We start from the raw sequence: 19702 nt of genomic DNA, 5'->3' as shown, positions 1-19702 counted from the left end.
TTTTCTATCAGTACTTCTTGACGAAGAACCCCTTTTTTTGAAGTTTGAATGTTAAAGCTAATTTGGGCTTACATTCTGGCATCTACCCGCTTTAACTTTCACTCTAATTTACTTTCTCAAATACCGTCTTATCCTTCACAGTTCCCTGCCCCGCATTAGCGATTTGGTAGGTGAAACTGTGTGATGTGAACTTGCTACTTGTTGCCAGAATACTGTTATATTGCCACTGCGATACTTTGCCGTTTTCATCCTTGGCCAGTGTTAGCTTGCTCCCCTTTGCCTTATATGTCCACGTTGCATCCTTTGACTGCGTCTTATATGCATTGTCAAAATCCGTTTGGCTCTTCGAAGCATCAAGTGCCGTATCCTTATTTTGGTTAACGACAGCCTCATCCCCACTCTGTGCGAACGTCACATACAGTGTCTTGTCTTTCGAAACGCTTTGGTAAAGGTATGTGTTGCCAGGAACCTTCTTAGCAACGGCAGTGCTCATATACCAATACCCACCACCAACCACCGCAATGATTACAACGATAATTCCAATTATCCATTTTTTCATTAGTTCAATAGTTCCTTTCTACTAATTAGTAGTCAGAATCAGTAGAGTCAGTATTTTGATCAGAATTGGTCGTTACACTACTGTTACTGTCTTCATCAGAAGTTGAGTTTTGATCTTGATCATCAGTCTGTGAATCTTGTGAGTCTTGATCATCACTGGATTCAGTATCTTCAGAATCTGATGAGGAACTATCGTCAGATGATTCAGTCGATAATGTTGCATTAAAGCTAAAGTCGCTTCCGTCAGCTGTGATTGTCAGATCGATTTCGTCAGCACTATTGATATCACTCAGTTTGTCGTCTTCCTTAAGTTGCTTGTAAATCTTTTTAGCCAACTTGTTAGCATTCTTGGTGGTCATCTTGTCACTACTCATAGTAATTGTTTGATCACTATCATAAAGAGTTTGTGTATCAGAGTCGTCAGAATTCGTGTCACCATTAGTGTCTTCATCGTCAGATGATGAACTGAAGTCAACTTCTAACTTAGATGAATCATCTAAGCCAAGCTTGTCAGCCAATTTAGAACTTACTGCATCAGAAAATTCATCGTCATCAAGGGTTGATGATGATTTGGCAGTAGTGCTTGAATCAGTGTCATCGCTTGATGATGTTTTATCGGATGAGCCTGATGGTTTTGCGGTAAAGCTATTGCTGTCACTAGAACTCGAACTTGCTCCACCGTTATCTTGTTCAATTGGTGAAACATTGATATTTACCGAATGATCACTATTATCAGTAAAGTTATTAATTGTGACCGAGGTGCTTGCCACCTGAGTACCATCACCACTATAAGTCCAGTTGGTTGGTACATAGCCGTCACGGTTCAAGATCAGTGTGTCGCCGGCATAAATCAGATTAACGTTGCTGATATTATTGTCATAAGCCAATTTAGCAATTGAAATACCAGTTGCAGCAGAAATTTCTGACAGCGTGTCACCCCATTGAATGACGTATGTATCGCCATTCAAATCGTTAACGTTAATGTGTTGTGAACTGATATTGCTACTGATCTGGCTAGGCGTATTTGCCACCCAGTTAGTGATGTCAGCACGCTGAGCATTGGTTTGGTTAGTGTAGAAACTATTGGCAGACACAGATACTGTTTCACCAATAAATGGCGCAAATAAAATTGCACTAGCAACGGCTGCCCCGGTGATCCGTTTAATATTCATTTTTCATTATCCTCCTGATACGTAACTCCAGTTATATTTCATCTTTAATTTTACCTATTTTTGTATCCGGTCTCAACATCTTATGCTAATAATTCTATAAAGTTTTCTATATTAACAATATTTTTTCTTGAAACTGTTTACACGTATGCTATGGTTAATTCGTAGCGGTAACAATCTTGATAGATCGTTTGGGGGGATTTATTCTTGAAAACGAAAATAATTACGGCTGGTGTAGTGGCAACAGCAATGCTACTTACCGGCTGTAACAATACTAACTCTAGCAAATCTAATTCTTCAGCTAGTGCATCATCCTCTTCACAAAAATTAAATCATCACACCATTACCAAAAAGGACTTTGCTTCTAACAATACTATTGCTGCAGCTGCCGTTCTAAACTATGCAGCAAATGAAGTAACAGATAAGTCATGGAAGAATATTAAACCAAATTTAAATCACAATTACACATTAAACATGGTAACGGATAGCAAGGGAAACATTAAATACTATTTTCAAAACAATGACGGTCGTGACGAAGGTGTTACACCGTATTACATGATTACTGGAGCTAGCGGTGAAATCGTCAACTTTTATAACGCTAAAGGAAAGCAAGTCGACAAAACTTCACTTAATAGAATCGTCAAATACGTTAACGAAAATTTCACCAAGTCTGCATGGAATAAAACGCTCAATCGGACAACTGTAAAGGCTAATAATACTGTTGCAACTGAGAATGATTCATCTGACTCTTCTGATTCGTCTAGTTCATCTAGTAAAGTTTCATCTGTAGCTTCTTTGGCATCAAGCAGTTCGTCCTCAGCTACAAGTTCAAGTAGTTCTAGTTCATCCTCAAGTACCGGAATTTCTGAATCCCAGGCGCGGTCAAAAATGACGGACTATTTCAATACCACTTACGGTGGTTCTGCAGCTGGTTACACCGTAAATCAACTGACCCCATCTCAATCTGGAGACGATTTGTGGATGTTTTCAACACCTGATGGCACATACTTTTGGTGGGTATCATCAGATGGAGTTTATGCACCTAAGGCAGATTCAGATTTAATTGGTAATTAAAAGTATGAAGGCGGGAGTTTCACGTGAAACTCTCGCCTTTTTGATGTAATTACTAGATTGAAACAAAGCACAATAGTCTATCAGTTCAGTTCGTACAATCATATTTTTTTAACAAAAAAGTATTCGTTGCAAATAACATTAACCAATAACTTTATTTAGTGCTTCTTTCACCCGGTAAAATTAGAAAAATTGAACTTATCAATGCCAGTAATAACAGCAATGATCCAATCAAAATTGCGTGTTGAAAACCATCTATTGAGCTATGAAACATTCCTTGAACTGACACTAGTATGGATAAGCCCACTGATCCGCCAATCTGGTGCATGACGTTAACAACTCCTGAGGCGGCACCAGAGTCTTCAATTTTAGTATGTGCCACTCCGGCTGCCGTAAACGGACTTAGAGATAATCCTTGTCCAATTCCGATAATTGCCATGGGTAACGCAATACCCAGCCAATAACCCGTTTGCGGCGTAAAGAAACTGATTCCCAGCATCCCCACTAACGTCAGTGTTGTTCCAATAACTAACATTCCGCCATTACCCAACTTAGTGGTTAGTTTGGCAACCTGAAGTGCCACAATAAAGTTAACCACCGTCAGAGGAAAGAATGCAACACCAGCCATTAGTGCCGAAAAGCCAAGTTGGTTCTGCATTAATTGAGGCGTAATAAACCAGAAGCCAAGCATCGCTCCTAAATACAGAAAACGACCAACATATGCGCCTACTCGTTCACGGTCGGCAAATAGTCTCAATGGCATAATTGGCGCAACGGTTTTACTTTCTTGTCGAATAAATAAAGCCAAAAAAATCACCGCAATCACTAAAGCAGCAAGTCGACAAACCTCTCCCACGATGCTGTAAACTAATGCACTCATTCCAATCAACGAGGTAATTGTCCCCAGCCAATCAAGTTTCCCCGGTTTACCGCTCTTAACATTTAAGTACTTAAATGATAAATACAGCATCCAAATACTGATTGGGACGTTAATAAAGAACCCAACCCGCCAAGTCAGCAAACTGGCAAACACACCACCAATTACTAGACTAACGCTCGCACCAATACCAGCCATGGCACCGTAATAAGCAATTGCTTTAGTTCGTTCATTACCTTCGTAAGTGTCCACTAAAATCGCCAAAGTAGTAGGAGCCAAAATTGCTGAACCAATTCCTTGAAACGCGCGTGCGCCGATAATCATTGGTGCGTTCTGAGACAGTCCAACCAACAAAGATCCCAGGCCAAAAATTACTAAGCCTATTTGAAAAATTCTGCGACGACCAAAAATATCGCCTGCTCGACCACCTACGAGTAAGAAGCCCCCAAATGTTAATGAATAGGCGCTACTAACCCATGAAAGTAAATGCTGATTAAGATGTAAATCAGCCGCAATTTTAACGGTACCAGTAAAAATAATTGAATTATCTAGCAAAATCATAAAGTAACTGAAAAGGATCACTAATAAAATCCAATCAAATTTTGTTTTTTTGTTTGTCATGTCTTACTCCTTAAAACCCATATAGTTTTTGTTCATTCGAATTAACAACGAAATGTAGTTTACAGGGTTGAAGTAACTTCAAGGCAAGCATTTTTTTAAAAAATTTTATTTTTTTACTGAATAACTATCAAAACGAGTAAAATTCCAATTTTACAGGATTCTACTCGTTTTAAAATTGCTATAAATTATTAAATTGTGTCTCTAACCATTGAACATAATTTTGCTCACGATCAATTGCGTGATTCAGGATTAAATAGTGGCCAAACTGAGCATTTTGCTGAGAGCGCTTATTAAATAGATCTTCATTACGACTCTTTAAATGCTGTAGCCACTCCTTATGTAACCGAATTTGTTCATTGAACATACTGGTTAGCCGTTTATCGTTTTTATCCTTAATGAAATACAACTTTAAAATAAATTCATCTTTGGAAGACGAAATAAAATCCGTCGGTTCTGCAATCCATTCCTGAAGTACATCGTCCCCTTGCTGAGTTATTGAGTACCTCTTTTTCGCCAATTTCGTGCCCGTGACCTCATCAACATGGCTGATCAATTGCTGGTCTTCCATCTTATTAAGCAACGGATATATTTGACTATGCTTAGCTTGCCAAAACTCACCAATCTCATGAGCAAACGACTGAGTAAGTTCATAACCTGTCATTGATTCTTGACTTAGCAATCCCAAAATAATGAATTGAAGTGTATTTTTCTGTGCCACTAATTCAGCCTCCTTGACAATCGATTTACTCCAGTATACAATAAAAAAGTAATTTAAAACATGTAATTAATTACATGTTTTAAATTACACTAGAATGGAGGGCTTTTAAATGGCAGAATTAAACAACTTAGATAAAAAATTCAAAACATTGGATGACTTTTTAGGAACACACTTTATTTACACTTACGATAACGGTTGGGAATATGAATGGTACGCCAAGAACGACCATACTGTTGACTATCGCATTCATGGTGGCATGGTCTCAGGACGTTGGGTCAAGGATCAGGAAGCTAACATTGTGATGCTTGTACCTGGTATTTACAAGGTAGCTTGGACTGAACCTACTGGTACTGATGTGGCGTTAGACTTTGTTCCTAACGAACATAAATTAAATGGGACAATCTTCTTTCCTAAGTGGGTTCAAGAACATCCGGAAATCACTGTGACCTTCCAAAATGAGCACATTGACCTGATGGAAGAATCTCGCGAAAAGTATGAAACCTATCCAAAGATGGTGGTGCCTGAATTTGCCACTATGACCTACATTGGTGACGCTGGTCAAAATAACGATGAAGTAATCAATGAAGAGCCATACAACGGAATGCCAGATGACATCCGTGCCGGCAAATTCTATGATGAAAACTACAATCGAATTAGCAAGTAACAATCTATCAAAAAAGAGACTGATGAAAAATTCATCAATCTCTTTTTCTATTTTTGATTATCATGTTTACGCTCAAGTTCTCGCAATTCATCCTCTGCAGACTGCATATGATCGTCGTAGTGATCTAGCTTGTAATGCAAATGATCAATCGCTGCTTGAATATCATCGCGTTTTTCTTCCATTTGTGTCATTTGTTCACGTAACAAATCCATCTGTTCTCTTGTATTATCTTCATTGGAGTCGAATAACTGAATGTAACGACGTAGATTTTCAATGCTCATGCCTGCGGCGCGCATTTGACGTGCAAAAGTAATTCGGCGAATAATCCGTTCGTCAATTTCGCGGTTACCATTGTCACTACGATCAATTGCAGGAATCAACCCTTCCTTTTCGTAGTATCGAATAGCAGCTGATGATACCCCAGTCTTTTCACTAGCCTCTTTAATGTTCATAGGTATTCCTCCATTTACAATCGTTGTTAATAAACAGGTTGATCTTGGCCTTGAGTGGCTGGATCGGCAAGTCCCAGGCTATCCCGACTGCCCAATTTATTATCTTTGATAATGCTTAATATAAGGTCGGCTACGCTCTGACGTGATCCAGACACGCCATTATATTGGTCGTGACGATGCGTAATTTCATACTTAACTTCATCTCGATCATTCAACCACGGTAATCTTAACGTAGTATAGTCTAGGCCTGATTCTGACAACAATTTATCAGAATTGATAGCAGCTGGCAACCCATCCTTTACAAATTCGTGATTCCAACGACCAAACTCGCCAGGAACCTCATTGTAAATACCTAAAATATTAGTGAACAGCACTCGACTAACTCCATGATTGTTCATTGCCTGGATCACATTGTTTGTCATCGCATTATCTTTATCATGGTCAACGACGGCCACAAAAACTAAATTTTGATTCTCCATGGCTTTGTCGACATCACCTGCATTGTCAATGTCACCCTCAACAACCGTTACTCGCATGCTGTTTGGCAAACCAGTTACTCGACTAGAATTGCGCAAAAATAGTGTCAGATTAATATCACTAAATTGGTTTTCGGTTAAAATACGATGTTCCACAATCCTTGCAATGCGGCCATTTGCGGCCATAATTAAAACGTTCATAATTGATATCTCCTTAAATTTGACTAACCCACTGATTAATTCTAGTTTCGTTAACTGAATTGCCTAAATATAACCCGGGAAATAAATTTCCTGTTTGACAGTATTGTCTGAAACTTGAATCATATTCGGCATAACTACCTGTTGAGGTACAAAATGCAGCCACATTTTTATTACTAAAATCAACAGATTGCAATAAACTAGCAATTGGTGTCGCCAATTTACCACTCCATACCGGCCCGCCAATCAAAATAGTATCGTAATGATCGATCACCGGTAATTTGTTCAGCGCTGGTAAATGATTGGTTTCATACTGATTAGTTGCTAACTCGGCTACCGCATACATATCATTTGGCAATGCCTCTGCCAAGGTTATCTCATAAATATCAGCATTTGTATTACTAGCAACCTGCTCGGCAATCCGTCGGGTAGTGCCAGTTCTTGAATAATAAATTGCCAATGTTTTGTCCAAAATTAACACCTCCGTGTTACCCTTATAAACCTAATAACCACACTTTAAACCTTAAAGTGTACTTCAAGGCAAGTAATAATTAAAAAAATTGAATCGGACATCGAGATGCCTGATTCAATTTCATTTATTTTGGATTTTTTTAGTCAGCTAATCTTTTTTTCGATCAATAATTACCTGATATAGCTTTTCAAAATCAGATTCAATTTGAACTGGATCGCTCACGTCAGCGTTTTTGAATAGTTTTTGCCACCAATTAGAGAGAATCTTTTGTAATGAATTTACTATTCTTTCTCCGTCCGAAGTTAACGAAATTTTGTGTCTTCGTGCATCTTGATCATCAACAACTTGCTGCAACAATCCCTTTTGTTCCAATTTTCTCAAATGACGTGTCACAATCCCTGAATCGAGCACCATCATCTTTGCAACATCTCGCTGGCTAATTTCTGGATTATCATTCACGAAAAGTAAAATATCTCCCTCAGTTGAGCCAACACCGAACTGTTCAAATTGAGAATTAATTTCCAGTTTTGATTCACGATACAGCCCCGCAATATATTTACTAGTGAAATACTGATAATCCATAATTTATCCTCCTCGTTGCTTGACAAAATGATTATAGCACATAGAATAGTAATTATTAGCTGACAAGTCAGCTATTTTATAATCACTGACTTGTCAGTCATTATTGAGAGGTAATCTTTTATGAATATTTCAATTTTACTAATTCAAATCGGCATTATGGCCGCATTAATCATTACAGGTATTCTAATCAAAAGGCAAGGATCTTTAAGTGCTTTAACATCCTCAGATTTAACAAACATCCTGCTATACGTTGTTTCTCCGTGTTTGATTATTAAATCATTCGAGATGAAGTTCTCACCATCCTACTTGACCGAGTTAGGACTAATCGGTTTTTCGTTAATTATCTTCTATGTGATTGAAATTATCGTTTCTTGGCTGATATTCAGTCACACATCTTCTGGTAAAACCGCTAAGGTACTAGCTTTTGCCAGTATTTATTCAAATGCTGGATTCATGGGTATTCCGTTAGTGCAATCTTTGCTTGGATCAACGGGTGTTTTTTATGCATCCATTTCACTGGCAATTTACAATATCTTTAATTGGACCCATGGTGTCAGTATGTTTCATCACGCAAATGATCGACGTGAATCACTAATTTCACTAGTTAAAAATCCAAATATATGGGCCGTGGTTGTTGGACTGGTTATTTTCATGAATAACATACAATTACCTAGTCCAATTAACCAATTTTTAACTGATATTAGCTACTTAAATACCCCCTTAGCAATGTTTGTGGTCGGCGCTAATCTGGCATCAGTTCGGCTCAATCATCAGTACTTGGGAGGCAATCTGTGGTTATCAATTTTACTACGCAATGTGCTGTTCCCGGTTATCATGATCATTTTATTACGACTATTCTCAGTTTCCAGTACCGGTGCACTAACTACTGTTCTAATGGCAGCTTGTCCCACCGCTAGTTTAGTTGTCTTATTTTCCGTACAATATCATTCGGATACGAAACAGGCGATTCCATTGTTTGGTATTTCTACACTACTGTGTTTAGTGACATTGCCTTTGATTTATGTTTTTACTTAAAAAAGAGTGCAAAAACAATTTGCTCATAAAACATAAGACCCACAAGGCTAAAATCCAAATTTTAGTCTTGTGGGTCCTATATGATCACCGTTTGGTGCATATTTAAACTAAAGAACTAAATTAGTATTTTCTTTTCAAAAATGATTCCATTGACTCTGGATCATGACCAGTAATTTGCTTAAAATCGGCCGTCACCACATCAAATAAGCCCATAGCACCGGCCCGATACATCGATGCTAGTTCATCCCCATCACCTTCAGCCGCATAAATCTGGCCGAATTCTTTACTTGTAACAGGGGCATAACCGATATGTTTGCCAGTGACTGAGATCATAATTTCGCCAAGACGCACCATTTGATAGCTTTCGGACTGTGTGACCGTATAAAGCTGGCCCTTATCACGTAATTCAGATTTAATCGCTAAATTGGCAATTGCTTCAGCGCTATCATCCTGGGATATAAACGACATCGCCTGATCGCCAACTGGATAAATTAAGTTTCCACGTTCAATTAACTCTGGTAAGTATGGTATCAATGGATCAGCATACAAAGAATTCTTCATCACGGCATACTTCATCCCTGATGATGCTAGCCGACGAGGCACATAACCATAATAGGCTGACATCGTAAACGGATTGTTTTCCTGATCAGCATAAAAGCTCACAAATATAATTCGGTTCACGTGTGCTTGTTTCATCGCACTTAGCGTATTTTCAAACTCGGTAATTCGCTGCAGCATACTATACGTTTTGCTTGGAATATAGACCAAGACATCGGTATTTTTAAATGCTGCAACCAATGTCTCAACGTTGAGGTAGTCTGCTTTCACAACCTCAACACCCTGATTCGTTAACTTGGTAGCTTTCTTTTGTGTGTGAACTGCGGCTCGAAGTGAGTCTGCACCGACCATCTTAATTAAGTTTTGCACTACGATGCTGCCTAGGTGGCCGGTTGCTCCGGTGATGGTGTATTGCATTTTTTTGGTCCTTTCTTGGTTGGGTGGGCTGAAACGTGGTGAAAAAATCAGATCCCTGCCTTGTAAGCTAATAATGACAATATCCCAAACCCGGGGATATCGCCATTATCATCTTACAATCTGGGATCTACCCGATTTTTTCACCACTCTATTTGCTGTTTCTACTCAATATCTCCTGCACGATCTCATCCAGCGTCACTTTGTCCATACTAGCTTCCGCCTGTTCTTGGATTCGATCATACACTCCGTTGAGCGTTTCTTGAATGTTGCCACCAACAATGCAGTTGGGGTTTGTCTTTGGATCCACATGCAAGAAATTGCGATCATCGTCAATCGCCTTATACACATCTAATAGTGTAATTTGATTAAGCGGACGCGCTAATTCTGGCGCTACGGCACCTGGGTGGCTATTAAGCAGTCCTGCCTTGACTAGACTCGACATGAGTCGTCGAATCATACTTGGGTTAGCTTCCACGCTTCGTGCAATTGCGGCACTGGAAAGATCATCATTCTTATAAATTTCAATATATGCCAGCACATGAACGGCATCACTTAACTTGTGTGAGTATTTCATATTGTTTACCCTAATCCTTTATAAAAGTCTTGTTACTTTAATATTAACTTGTCTTAAATAAGATAACAGGCATTTTGCTGATTGTCAATCAAAAAAGAGACCGAAAATAATCAGTCTCCCACTTTAATTATATTCGATTAGTTATCGTGTAATGCTGCTTGTTCGGCCTGATTACCAAACTTCATTGATTCCTTTAACCATGCTGGGTCATCCGGCACTGGCCCGACACGCAAATTCTTGTTTAAAGTTTTAATAGTTGCCATATCGTCGTCAGTTAAAGCAAAGTCGAATAAATCAATATTTTGTTCAATTTGCTCAAGATGTGTTGACTTAGGAATGATCACCTCACCGCGTTGCAAATGCCAACGTAACACTACCTGTGCCGCAGATTTACCATACTTTTCGGCAATTTCATTCACTTTATCGTTGCTCAAAACATTGTTGGAACCTCCACCAAGTGGACTCCATGCCTCGTGCACAATATTATGATCAGCTAAGTATTGATGCATGTTATCTTGTTGCAAGTAAGGATGAGTTTCAATCTGGTCAATGACTGGTGTAATACGAGCTCCTTTCAGTAAATTATCTAGTTGAGCATCGGTAAAATTGGAAACGCCGATTGACTTGATCAAGCCTTCGTCGTGTAAATCCTCAAATGCACGCCAGACTTCTTCGTAACCCGGAGCTGGCCAGTGAATCAGATACAGATCCAAGTAATCAAGACCTAATTTTTTTAGAGATGTCTTAAATTGTGCCTTCACATTGTCATAGCCACGAACATTGCTCCATAGCTTGGTAGTAACGAATATTTGTTCACGTGGAACATCTGTTTCTGCCAATGCTGCACCAACTGCCTCTTCATTATCGTAAAAACTAGCAGTATCAATATGACGATAGCCAACCTTCAGCGCGTTCAGAACGCTTTGCTTAGTTTCTTCAAAATCATCCATTTGAAAAACGCCTAAGCCAACTTGTGGAATCTCTAACCCATCGTTAAACTTAATCTTTGGTATCTGTAATTCTGTCATGGTATCACTCCTATACTATTAATTAATGATAGTATAAAACTTAGAGCGTGATCTAAGTCAACAATTGATCTAAAAAATGCACTTATTTCAAAATCTAGACTAGAATATTAATAAGAGCATCAGTTCATTTGATTAATTGAGGAGAGATTATGATGGCTGAACAATATGAATCAATATCAAATTTACCAACTGAAATGAGAGCTTGGCAAGTTACCACACCGGGCCCAATTGATGGTGATCATTCACCACTAGAATTTGTCAAAAAACCAGTTCCAACACCCCAACGTGGTGAAACTTTGGTTCGCGTATTAGCATGTGGCATTTGCCATACTGACCTACACGTAACAGAGGGAGATCTGCCGGTCCATCAAGAACACGTTACTCCCGGACACGAAATTGTTGGTGAAGTAGTAGCGAACGGTCCCGAAACAAACCGTTTCAAAATCGGTGAAAGAATTGGGATTCCATGGCTACGTTGGACCTGTGGTGTGTGTCGCTACTGTCGTTCCGGTCGTGAAAATCTGTGTCCTAATTCCAAATACACAGGCTGGGATCATGACGGCGGCTATGCTGAATACGTGACGGTACCTGAAGGATTTGCATACCGTATTCCAGCCCAGTTTGACTCCGTGACTGCCGCACCGTTACTGTGTGCCGGCATCATTGGTTATCGTGCATTTGAACGTGCCAATATTCCCGCTGGTGGTCGTTTGGGATTGTACGGATTTGGTGGCTCGGCCCATATTACTGCCCAAATTGCGATTGACCAAGGCATTGAAGTCCATGTATTTACGCGCGGTGAAGATGCCCAACAATTTGGTCTACAGCTGGGGGCCACATCTGCGAATGGCGCATATGATGCTTCACCAGTAAAATTAGACTCGTCCATCATGTTTGCCCCAGTTGGCGATATGGTGCCAAATGAACTGGCTGACCTTGAAAAAGGTGGTACTTTAGCATTAGCTGGAATTCATTTAAGTGATATTACGGCCTTAAATTACCAAGATAATATTTTTCACGAAAAGAATTTAACCAGTGTTGAAAGTAACACCAGAAGAGATGGTGAAGAATTTCTAACACTTGCCGATAGATTAAATATTAAGCCGGAAACAACCCCATATGCTTTTGAAAAAGCGGATGAAGCACTGAGATTTGTCAAAAAAGGTGATATCAAGGGTGCTTGCGTGCTTAAACTAGCATAAAATAATCAAATTAAACAAGTAACACTCCGAACACTATTGAACTCTATAGCAGATTTAAAAAAATCAAAAAAATTGATAGGGATTTTTTTGGCAGGATATTGTTTTTATCAAAAATACATTGTACTATGACTGATGTACCCCATGAATTGTATGACACATTATCAAATTTTATAACAATCTGCTCAGGCTCACTTAATGCGAGCACACGACCCACGCATGAGAAAGACATGCTTGGGTCGTTTTATTTTTTTTGCAAAGAAGATGATTTTGAATGAAGCACACATTTTTTGGTCAACCTATGTTTCACGTCAACAAGCTGGATCGAGGACCAGTCGGATATGAGCTATTCACACGAGAACTTAAAGATGGCATCTGGCAGCTCCCAGATGATTTTCATAAAATTACCAGTACTCAATTGGAACGTTTATTGAATGAAACTATTGAGTCCGTTCCAGACACTATTCAGCTACTTTCATTCAATCTAGAACCAGACCAGTTTATCAATTCCGAATATATTGAAATGGTGGCACGTGTACAAGAAAAAACTAACATTAAAATTTTTACAGAACTAACAGAACGAGGAGTTCCAAACGTGACAGCGGATCAACTATATGACGCCGCTAAAAAATTTCATGGTCAAGGATCATTGGTCTGTATTGATGATGTCGGCACCGGTGAAAATAGTCCGTCACTTGTAATGCGTTTAAATCCTTACATAGACCAATACAAGTTTGCTTTCCAAAATTTTCGGCCATTTACTGATATTAATAAAGTCACCTCTAAATTAGATTATTGGTATAATCTAGCACAAGAAAAAAATAAGATTTTAACAATTGAAGGCCTTGAAACTCAAAACGACTATGACATCGTTATAAAAGAATATCCATGTTATATTATTCAAGGATATTTCACTGGAAAGCCGGAGAAAATAGAAAATTAATTCTTTAATCTGAGTGTTCCACGTGGAACATTAACTAAGCAATAAATTTACTATCGGTTGCACGTTTAAATTGAATACCAGTGTTTAAAGTGATAATATTCCTGAAAAACAAAGGAAAGTGATCAATTTGGCAACAATTGGCATACTAGGCAGCGGAAATATTGGTAGAAAGTTGGCCAAGCAGTTTATTCAGGCTGGTAATAAGGTAATTATGAGTAACCATCATGGGCCTGATTCATTGAAGAACGTGATTAAGGAACTCGGTCCCAGTGCAAAAGCAGGAACCATCGCCGAAGCTGAACAACAAAATATCGTTTTACTTGCTGTGCTCAGGCCAGCATTAGAGGACGTGCTATCTCAAAACACAGACTGGTCGAATCAAATTTTAATTGATGCAACCAACGAAATACCAACACAACTAGCACAATTACGTGGCAGCGAATTAGTTGAACATCTGGCTCCTGGAGCACACGTTATCAAGGCCTTTAATACTTTGTTTGCTAGATATATGACTGGAACAAATGAATCAGGAAGAAGAGTTCTCTTTTTTGCAGGTGATGATGACGACAGTAAACAAACATGTCAAAATTTATTCGTGAAGATGAGATATTCCCCAGTGGACCTTGGGACAATTAAAGAAGCTGGGCCGTTAATGGAGTTCGGTGCACCTTTATCTGGCACTCATTTTGTTGAAGTTGATGAATAAATGTTTTACACGAAGCGAGGCTGGGACAAAAATACCTATTAAATCTATAAACAGCACTAAAGACACTAATTTAATTTTTTAATTTATCTAGTCTAAGCGTGCAGCAAACGGCTGCTCCCGGCCACATAAGCCTCCTTAGGACAAAATCCAAAATTCAGGATTTTAGTCTTAGGAGGCTTATGTTCTGGGAACAAAACGCCTTTTCTTCACTCTCTTTTTAATTAGTAAAAATATAATACTTGCTATAAAGTTAACTTCATAGTTTATAATGCATCATGCTTAATCAAGAAGGGGTTACTAAGTCATGTTCTATACCACCAAACAAGTTGCAACAATCGTCAATATGACTGTTTCACAAATTCATTACTATGACGAGCTCGGATTAATTCCTGATTTACACAGAACTGCTAACCGGTATCGTGAATTCAGTGAAAATAACATCATCTGGTTGAAAAATTTGAAAGTATTTGTGGATTCAGGCATGCCTTTGAAAGATATTCGTAAACTTACCGACCTGGTTTCTACTAGTAAAACTGGCACTGTCAAGGAACGCAAAGTGATTGTGTCACAACACCTACAAACTTTGAAGCAAAAAGAAAAGCTAATTCACAATCAGATTGACTTTATGGAGAACTTTCTTGATGAGTATGATCACTTATGAAAGAAGGATTTTATTGATGAGTACAGTATTAATATTAGGAGCGACATCACCCACCGCTCAGGCATTTATCAAATTAATGGAAACAGAATTTAGTCAATATGAATTAAAATTATTTGCTCGTAATCTCCAACGATTACCTCAATCACAACGTCAAAATCATGAAGTAATTACAGGAGATGGCTCAGCTTATGAGGATTACGTTCACGCTCTCAAAAATGTCGATTACATTTATAATTCAATCGGTGGCCTCGAAACTGGTCCATACACCCAACTGTTAATCAAAGCGATCAAAGATACCAATACACCAATTAAGCATATCGTTGACATTTCAGCAGGTGGAATCTATGGGGAATACCTATCAGGCAACGCACCATATTTATCGACAGTTCGTACTAGGCATCCAGATTACACTCAAGATCAGATTAACAAGCTTGATTGGTATAAACAATCCGGTTTTGAGTTTACAATTTTTCGACCAGGACTAATTCAAAATGGTCCTGAAACAGGAATTATTACTCATACACCGGATTATCTAAAAATCAAGCCCGCTGAATTTCCAATCAATAGAACAACATTTGCACGGGCTGCGGTTAACGCCTTATTTAATGGAGACTATCGTAATGTTAGTGTATCGGTTTCGAATGGCTGATTACAATTTCTAACTATTCTAGACGAGTGTGTGAAACACTTAATATAAAAATCCAACACAATTGTGTTGGATTTTTTGTTGATACTGGTATTCCGAGTTCACTTTTTAGGAATTTCTCATCGATTATGCAGTTAAGTAATTATCATTACTTCTATATTCTCACCATAATACTTCTGCGGCTTTGGCGCATTAACGCTAGGGAAATTATCAAAAATAACACCATAAATCCTAACATGACCAAATTAAGTTGAATTTGACTTAGGACGGAATTCACGCTTATTTTAATCCCCATCGCCTTTTCAAATCCTAGTTTTTGAGTTGATAGCACACCAGTAAATTTATTATTAATCGTTGATTTCATCAGTAATTCACGATACAGTGCTGCGTTATATGGCGCCGGTGTTAACTTAATCAACGTTTGAGCCGCACTCGGCATCGAGCTGATCGGAAAATAGACTCCTGCAAAAAATCCGGCAGCCGTGCCAATGATCGTGCCTAGTTTACCCAAGGTATCAACTCTCTTTACAAAGCTGAGGCAAAGCAAGCTAAAAGTCGTCCAAACAACACTACTGATAGCTGCTATATAAAGGAATTCAGGGGCTAAATTCCATGGGATACTGATACCGTCTGTTAATGCAAAATATCCAAACATGATCAAAGCCATAATTACCTGCATTAAGAAGCCGATAATCACTGCACTGATCAAATATGAAATTTGTAATTGCCAGTAATCCATTTTGGTCATCAAAAAGTCGGCCAATGTTCCGGTTTCTCGGTCCTTAATCATCTGGCTCAAGGCACTCATGGTAGTGGTCACCGCCGTTACAGCAAGCGTGCCACCAATTACCCATGGATCAAGTAGTACCGATTTAGAGTCGAACGGAATACTACTGGTCATTGTTGACTTCAAAAACACTAGGTACAAAACAAACGCAATTAATGCGCCAAGTAATGAAAAGAACATGGTACTAGCACTACTGAAAAATAACTTAAGATCTCTCTTTACAAATGCAATCATACTACCTAATCTCCTTTCCAGTCAGTGCAAGGAAAATGGTATTCATATCACCCTCATGACAATCAAATTGCTCAATTAATCGACGATATTTCACTAACACATCAATTGATTCTTGTGCATCATTGACCGCCAAACTAAGTTCACCAGATGAAGTGTTATTTTCAACAACATACCCATCAGCTTGTAACTGTTGTATCAATTGGTCACCATTGTCAGTCTTAATATTGATTTCATAATTGGCATATTGGTGTTTTAAATTGGCTACTGTGTCCGCTGCAATAATTGAACCATGATCAATTATATACACGAAATCAGCCGTCTCCGCCTCTTCCAAATAATGAGTTGTTAGAATGACCGTCATTTTCAGTTCATGTCGAATTTGATGAATTGTTTGCCAAATAACTTCCCTAGTCTGAATGTCCAAGCCAGTTGATGGCTCATCCAAAATTAAAATGTGTGGTTGGTTAATTAGTGCCCTAGCAATATCTACTCTTCGTCGCTGCCCACCTGATAAGCTACCGTATTTTTGATTGATAATACTTGATAGTCCAAAATCTTCGATGAGCCGCTGCAACCATCGTGAATCCGTATTAACATACATCTTGGCACGTAGTTTCAGATTATCACTTACAGATAAGGCATCATCCAATACACCGTACTGAAACACAACACCCATATTTTGCCGATACTTGGTTGAACTAGGTTTCAAACCATCGATGATAATTTCTCCGCTAGTTGGTTGAGTTAGTCCTGTCAACATTCCCACCGTTGTTGATTTCCCAGCACCATTTGGTCCAAGAAATGCAACGAATTCACCGGCGTCAATGTTCATACTAAGATTATTGACCGCCATTTTATCTTTGAATGTCTTTGCTAAGTTTTTAATGGTTAACTGTGCCATATTCTTATCCTCCTATTTGATTGATTAAAGCATAGTACATTTAGTCATTAAAAAGGGGGCAACTCCAATAAGTGGTATTAATTTCAAGTTAAGTGGTATCAAGTTCACCCCTAAATAAATGTTTCATGTGAAACATAAAATGGCTCCCAAGAAAAAAATCCAAATTCAGGATTTCATTCTTGGGAGCCTAACGGTCTGTGGGCAAAGCACCTTTTTTCTCACTGTTTTATTTTAAAGCTAACTAATCTGATGGTTGGACCGACTTTACTTTGAAGGAAACCACAAAAATAATTAGTCCTAACACGCCAGCAACAGTAAATGCTGCATGATATCCAACCAATTGATCCGTCAATGAATGTCCTGCTTGTTGATTGATGACTGTCTGCAACACACTAACAATGATCGACAATCCTAAAGAAGTAGCGATTTGACGGACCATACTCATTGCGGCATTACCGTGACTGATTAAACTATCCGGTAGGGCATCAATCGCTAATGTTTGTGCAGGCATCGAAACGAGTGCTAAACCAATATTCATGATCGTATAGATAAGTGCAATCAACCAGATTGGTGTTGTGGTGCTGATAGTAGCGAAGGATAAAATACTTCCACCAATAATTAATCCACCAAACACAATGCCTGATTTAGATAATCCCGCATTCATCAAGCTTCCAGATACAGAACTCATAATGCCCATCGCTAACGCACCAGCGATTAAAGTCATCCCTGATTGCATCGGTGTTAGCAAATGAATATCTTGTAAATACATCGGTAACAAGAATTGAACACCCGTCATCACCATCTGACAAATGGCGTAAACACTCAAGTTCAAAGTATATTGAAAGGTCTTGAATGGTTTCAAATTAAGAATGGGACTTTTAATTTTAGTTTGGCGCATACAAAAGATGATCACAATTGCTAGACCAGCTAAACTAAAGGTGAGAACTTTAGGTTGTAACCACCCAGCATCCCCAGCAATCGACAGGCCGTATAGCAAAGACGTGAACCCAATCGTCGATAAAACAACTGAAAACCAATCTAGGTGAGCCGGTCGTGATGGAATCACTGGTCTCAATACAAACGCACCCAAAATCAAAATTAAAATTTCAAATGGAATTAAAATTCCGAACACTAATCGCCATGAACTAATCTGAATTAACCAGCCGGAAAGTGTCGGCCCAATTGCTGGTGCCAGCCCAAAGGCAATCCCCATCAGTGTCGTAATCATTCCCCGTTCATGAGAATTGTAAACATTAAACAAAATAGTCATCGTAATGCCTTGAATCATCCCACCACCCAAAGCTTGAATAATTCGACCAATTAGCAAGAAAGAAAATTGACCAGCAAAAGTACAAAATAAAGTTCCTAATAAAAAAATACCGTACGCCGACATCATTAGCGTTTTGGTATTAATATTATCAGCCATCCATGCGGTAATGGGCATTAGCACCCCGATCACCAGTGGGTAAATTGTCGACAGCCACTGAACCTGAGTGGCACCAATGTGAAACACTTTCATCAATGTCGGTTGTGCCGTGAACAACAGTGTCTGATTGAGCACCGCACAAAAAATTCCGATCAGCAAAACTGCAACTAGTAAGTTGCGCGAATATTTTTTGCCGTTGATATCAGTTGACATATTTCCGCTTCCAATCTCTCTTATATTTTACTTTGGAATCGTCCAAAATTTGGCCCCCCGGTCTGTTACAACCAACATCAAAATATCGGCACCGTCATTAATTTCGCCAAGTGAAATTTCCATATCACCGTCTGCGTTAACGTTGGCATCCGTCATTTTATCAAAAATGACCTGTTCCAACTGACGATCAATCCGATTAAAGTAACTGACTTGCTTAGTTGCATAAGCTAGGGTATAGCCACTATCAAGAAAATATTTGATGGCCCGGACCCGGAAAACTGCCCGATAGCTAAACTTACGACTTCGTTGATTAGGTTCAGGAACGGTTCTAACGTACCCTTGCTCCACCCAGTAGCGTAGCTGACTCACTGGAACACCGGTTGCTTTCACGATATCTGCAGTGCCAACAGTAATGCCATCAGACTTAAAAATTTGTTTCGTTAATCCGACCCAATCCGTGAAATTATCAATTTTTTCATTCATAAAATAACCCCCACCAAATAAATTCCATGCAAA

General features: G+C 38.8%; 23 protein-coding genes. 8 read left to right on the top strand and 15 right to left on the bottom strand.

Translation table 11 applies throughout. The annotated features are described in order from the left end of the window. Positions 1-103 precede the first annotated feature (103 nt). Together FD16_RS08265 and FD16_RS08260 are read right to left on the bottom strand one after the other, a co-directional pair. Positions 104-559 carry a hypothetical protein gene (locus tag FD16_RS08265; protein ID WP_010621125.1) on the bottom strand — a complete coding sequence of 152 codons (456 nt, stop codon included), beginning with the start codon at positions 557-559 and terminating at the stop codon, positions 104-106. A gap of 25 nt (positions 560-584) precedes the next feature. Further along, positions 585-1730 carry a LysM peptidoglycan-binding domain-containing protein gene (locus tag FD16_RS08260; protein WP_010621124.1) on the bottom strand — a complete coding sequence of 382 codons (1146 nt, stop codon included), beginning with the start codon at positions 1728-1730 and terminating at the stop codon, positions 585-587. 204 nt (positions 1731-1934) lie between these two features. Here FD16_RS08260 and FD16_RS13080 point away from each other — a divergent pair, with 204 nt between their 5' ends. Further along, on the top strand, positions 1935-2801 hold the full coding sequence (locus tag FD16_RS13080) for a hypothetical protein (protein WP_010621123.1): 867 nt from the start codon (positions 1935-1937) through the stop codon (positions 2799-2801). A gap of 151 nt (positions 2802-2952) precedes the next feature. Here FD16_RS13080 and FD16_RS08250 read toward each other — a convergent pair whose 3' ends face one another. Both FD16_RS08250 and FD16_RS08245 read right to left on the bottom strand, forming a co-directional pair. After that, positions 2953-4296: an MFS transporter gene (locus FD16_RS08250; RefSeq protein WP_010621122.1), complete on the bottom strand. Its 1344-nt coding sequence runs from the start codon at positions 4294-4296 to the stop codon at positions 2953-2955. 178 nt (positions 4297-4474) lie between these two features. After that, positions 4475-5014 carry a PadR family transcriptional regulator gene (locus FD16_RS08245; protein ID WP_010621121.1) on the bottom strand — a complete coding sequence of 180 codons (540 nt, stop codon included), beginning with the start codon at positions 5012-5014 and terminating at the stop codon, positions 4475-4477. 109 nt (positions 5015-5123) lie between these two features. Between FD16_RS08245 and FD16_RS08240 the strand changes: the two genes are divergently transcribed. After that, complete coding sequence (locus FD16_RS08240) at positions 5124-5678, top strand: phenolic acid decarboxylase (RefSeq protein ID WP_010621120.1); 555 nt, start codon at positions 5124-5126, stop codon at positions 5676-5678. 47 nt (positions 5679-5725) lie between these two features. Here the strand turns inward: FD16_RS08240 and FD16_RS08235 are convergent, their stop codons facing one another. The 4 genes from FD16_RS08235 to FD16_RS08220 form a co-directional block, all read right to left on the bottom strand. Continuing rightward, positions 5726-6130 (bottom strand): MerR family transcriptional regulator, encoded by a 405-nt coding sequence (locus FD16_RS08235; RefSeq protein WP_010621119.1) that lies wholly within the window; start codon positions 6128-6130, stop codon positions 5726-5728. Between the two features lie 26 nt (positions 6131-6156). Further along, on the bottom strand, positions 6157-6807 hold the full coding sequence (locus FD16_RS08230) for an NAD(P)H-binding protein (protein ID WP_010621118.1): 651 nt from the start codon (positions 6805-6807) through the stop codon (positions 6157-6159). Between the two features lie 13 nt (positions 6808-6820). Further along, a complete protein-coding gene (locus FD16_RS08225; protein WP_010621117.1) occupies positions 6821-7276 on the bottom strand; it encodes a flavodoxin in 456 nt (151 codons plus the stop codon). A gap of 147 nt (positions 7277-7423) precedes the next feature. Beyond that, on the bottom strand, positions 7424-7858 hold the full coding sequence (locus FD16_RS08220) for a MarR family winged helix-turn-helix transcriptional regulator (RefSeq protein ID WP_010621116.1): 435 nt from the start codon (positions 7856-7858) through the stop codon (positions 7424-7426). Between the two features lie 120 nt (positions 7859-7978). Here FD16_RS08220 and FD16_RS08215 point away from each other — a divergent pair, with 120 nt between their 5' ends. Next, complete coding sequence (locus FD16_RS08215; protein ID WP_010621115.1) at positions 7979-8893, top strand: AEC family transporter; 915 nt, start codon at positions 7979-7981, stop codon at positions 8891-8893. Positions 8894-9013: 120 nt separating this feature from the next. Here the strand turns inward: FD16_RS08215 and FD16_RS08210 are convergent, their stop codons facing one another. The 3 genes from FD16_RS08210 to FD16_RS08200 all read right to left on the bottom strand — a co-directional run bounded on the left by FD16_RS08210 (position 9014) and on the right by FD16_RS08200 (position 11470). Then, on the bottom strand, positions 9014-9868 hold the full coding sequence (locus tag FD16_RS08210; RefSeq protein ID WP_010621114.1) for an NmrA family NAD(P)-binding protein: 855 nt from the start codon (positions 9866-9868) through the stop codon (positions 9014-9016). 148 nt (positions 9869-10016) lie between these two features. After that, a complete protein-coding gene (locus FD16_RS08205; RefSeq protein WP_010621113.1) occupies positions 10017-10442 on the bottom strand; it encodes an Rrf2 family transcriptional regulator in 426 nt (141 codons plus the stop codon). A 137-nt stretch (positions 10443-10579) separates the two neighbouring features. Next, positions 10580-11470, bottom strand: coding sequence for an aldo/keto reductase (locus FD16_RS08200; RefSeq protein WP_010621112.1), 891 nt, complete (start codon positions 11468-11470; stop codon positions 10580-10582). A gap of 152 nt (positions 11471-11622) precedes the next feature. Between FD16_RS08200 and FD16_RS08195 the strand changes: the two genes are divergently transcribed. From FD16_RS08195 to FD16_RS08175, 5 genes are all read left to right on the top strand, one after another. Further along, positions 11623-12672 (top strand): zinc-dependent alcohol dehydrogenase family protein, encoded by a 1050-nt coding sequence (locus FD16_RS08195; RefSeq protein WP_010621111.1) that lies wholly within the window; start codon positions 11623-11625, stop codon positions 12670-12672. Positions 12673-12943: 271 nt separating this feature from the next. Continuing rightward, entirely contained in the window at positions 12944-13612 is a 669-nt protein-coding gene (locus FD16_RS08190) for an EAL domain-containing protein (protein ID WP_010621110.1), read from the top strand. 127 nt (positions 13613-13739) lie between these two features. After that, positions 13740-14318 (top strand): NADPH-dependent F420 reductase, encoded by a 579-nt coding sequence (locus FD16_RS08185; protein WP_010621109.1) that lies wholly within the window; start codon positions 13740-13742, stop codon positions 14316-14318. A gap of 304 nt (positions 14319-14622) precedes the next feature. Further along, positions 14623-14979, top strand: coding sequence for a MerR family transcriptional regulator (locus tag FD16_RS08180; protein ID WP_010621108.1), 357 nt, complete (start codon positions 14623-14625; stop codon positions 14977-14979). A 16-nt stretch (positions 14980-14995) separates the two neighbouring features. Then, positions 14996-15628, top strand: coding sequence for an NAD(P)H-binding protein (locus FD16_RS08175; protein ID WP_029508285.1), 633 nt, complete (start codon positions 14996-14998; stop codon positions 15626-15628). A 151-nt stretch (positions 15629-15779) separates the two neighbouring features. On the opposite strand, the gene FD16_RS08170 is transcribed toward FD16_RS08175, so the two are convergent. The 4 genes from FD16_RS08170 to FD16_RS08155 form a co-directional block, all read right to left on the bottom strand. Next, the gene (locus FD16_RS08170; RefSeq protein ID WP_010621106.1) at positions 15780-16646 is read right to left on the bottom strand and encodes an ABC transporter permease; all 867 of its coding nucleotides are present in this window, start codon (positions 16644-16646) and stop codon (positions 15780-15782) included. A 1-nt stretch (position 16647) separates the two neighbouring features. After that, entirely contained in the window at positions 16648-17547 is a 900-nt protein-coding gene (locus tag FD16_RS08165) for an ABC transporter ATP-binding protein (protein WP_010621105.1), read from the bottom strand. 241 nt (positions 17548-17788) lie between these two features. Beyond that, a complete protein-coding gene (locus FD16_RS08160) occupies positions 17789-19186 on the bottom strand; it encodes a DHA2 family efflux MFS transporter permease subunit (protein ID WP_010621104.1) in 1398 nt (465 codons plus the stop codon). 27 nt (positions 19187-19213) lie between these two features. Continuing rightward, positions 19214-19669: a MerR family transcriptional regulator gene (locus FD16_RS08155; RefSeq protein WP_010621103.1), complete on the bottom strand. Its 456-nt coding sequence runs from the start codon at positions 19667-19669 to the stop codon at positions 19214-19216. Positions 19670-19702 lie beyond the last annotated feature (33 nt).

This window comes from Paucilactobacillus suebicus DSM 5007 = KCTC 3549 (assembly GCF_001434475.1).
Classification (GTDB): Bacteria; Bacillota; Bacilli; order Lactobacillales; family Lactobacillaceae; genus Paucilactobacillus; species Paucilactobacillus suebicus.
Note: the sequence above shows the minus strand (reverse complement) of the source record. Positions and strands in the feature narration are given on the sequence as shown.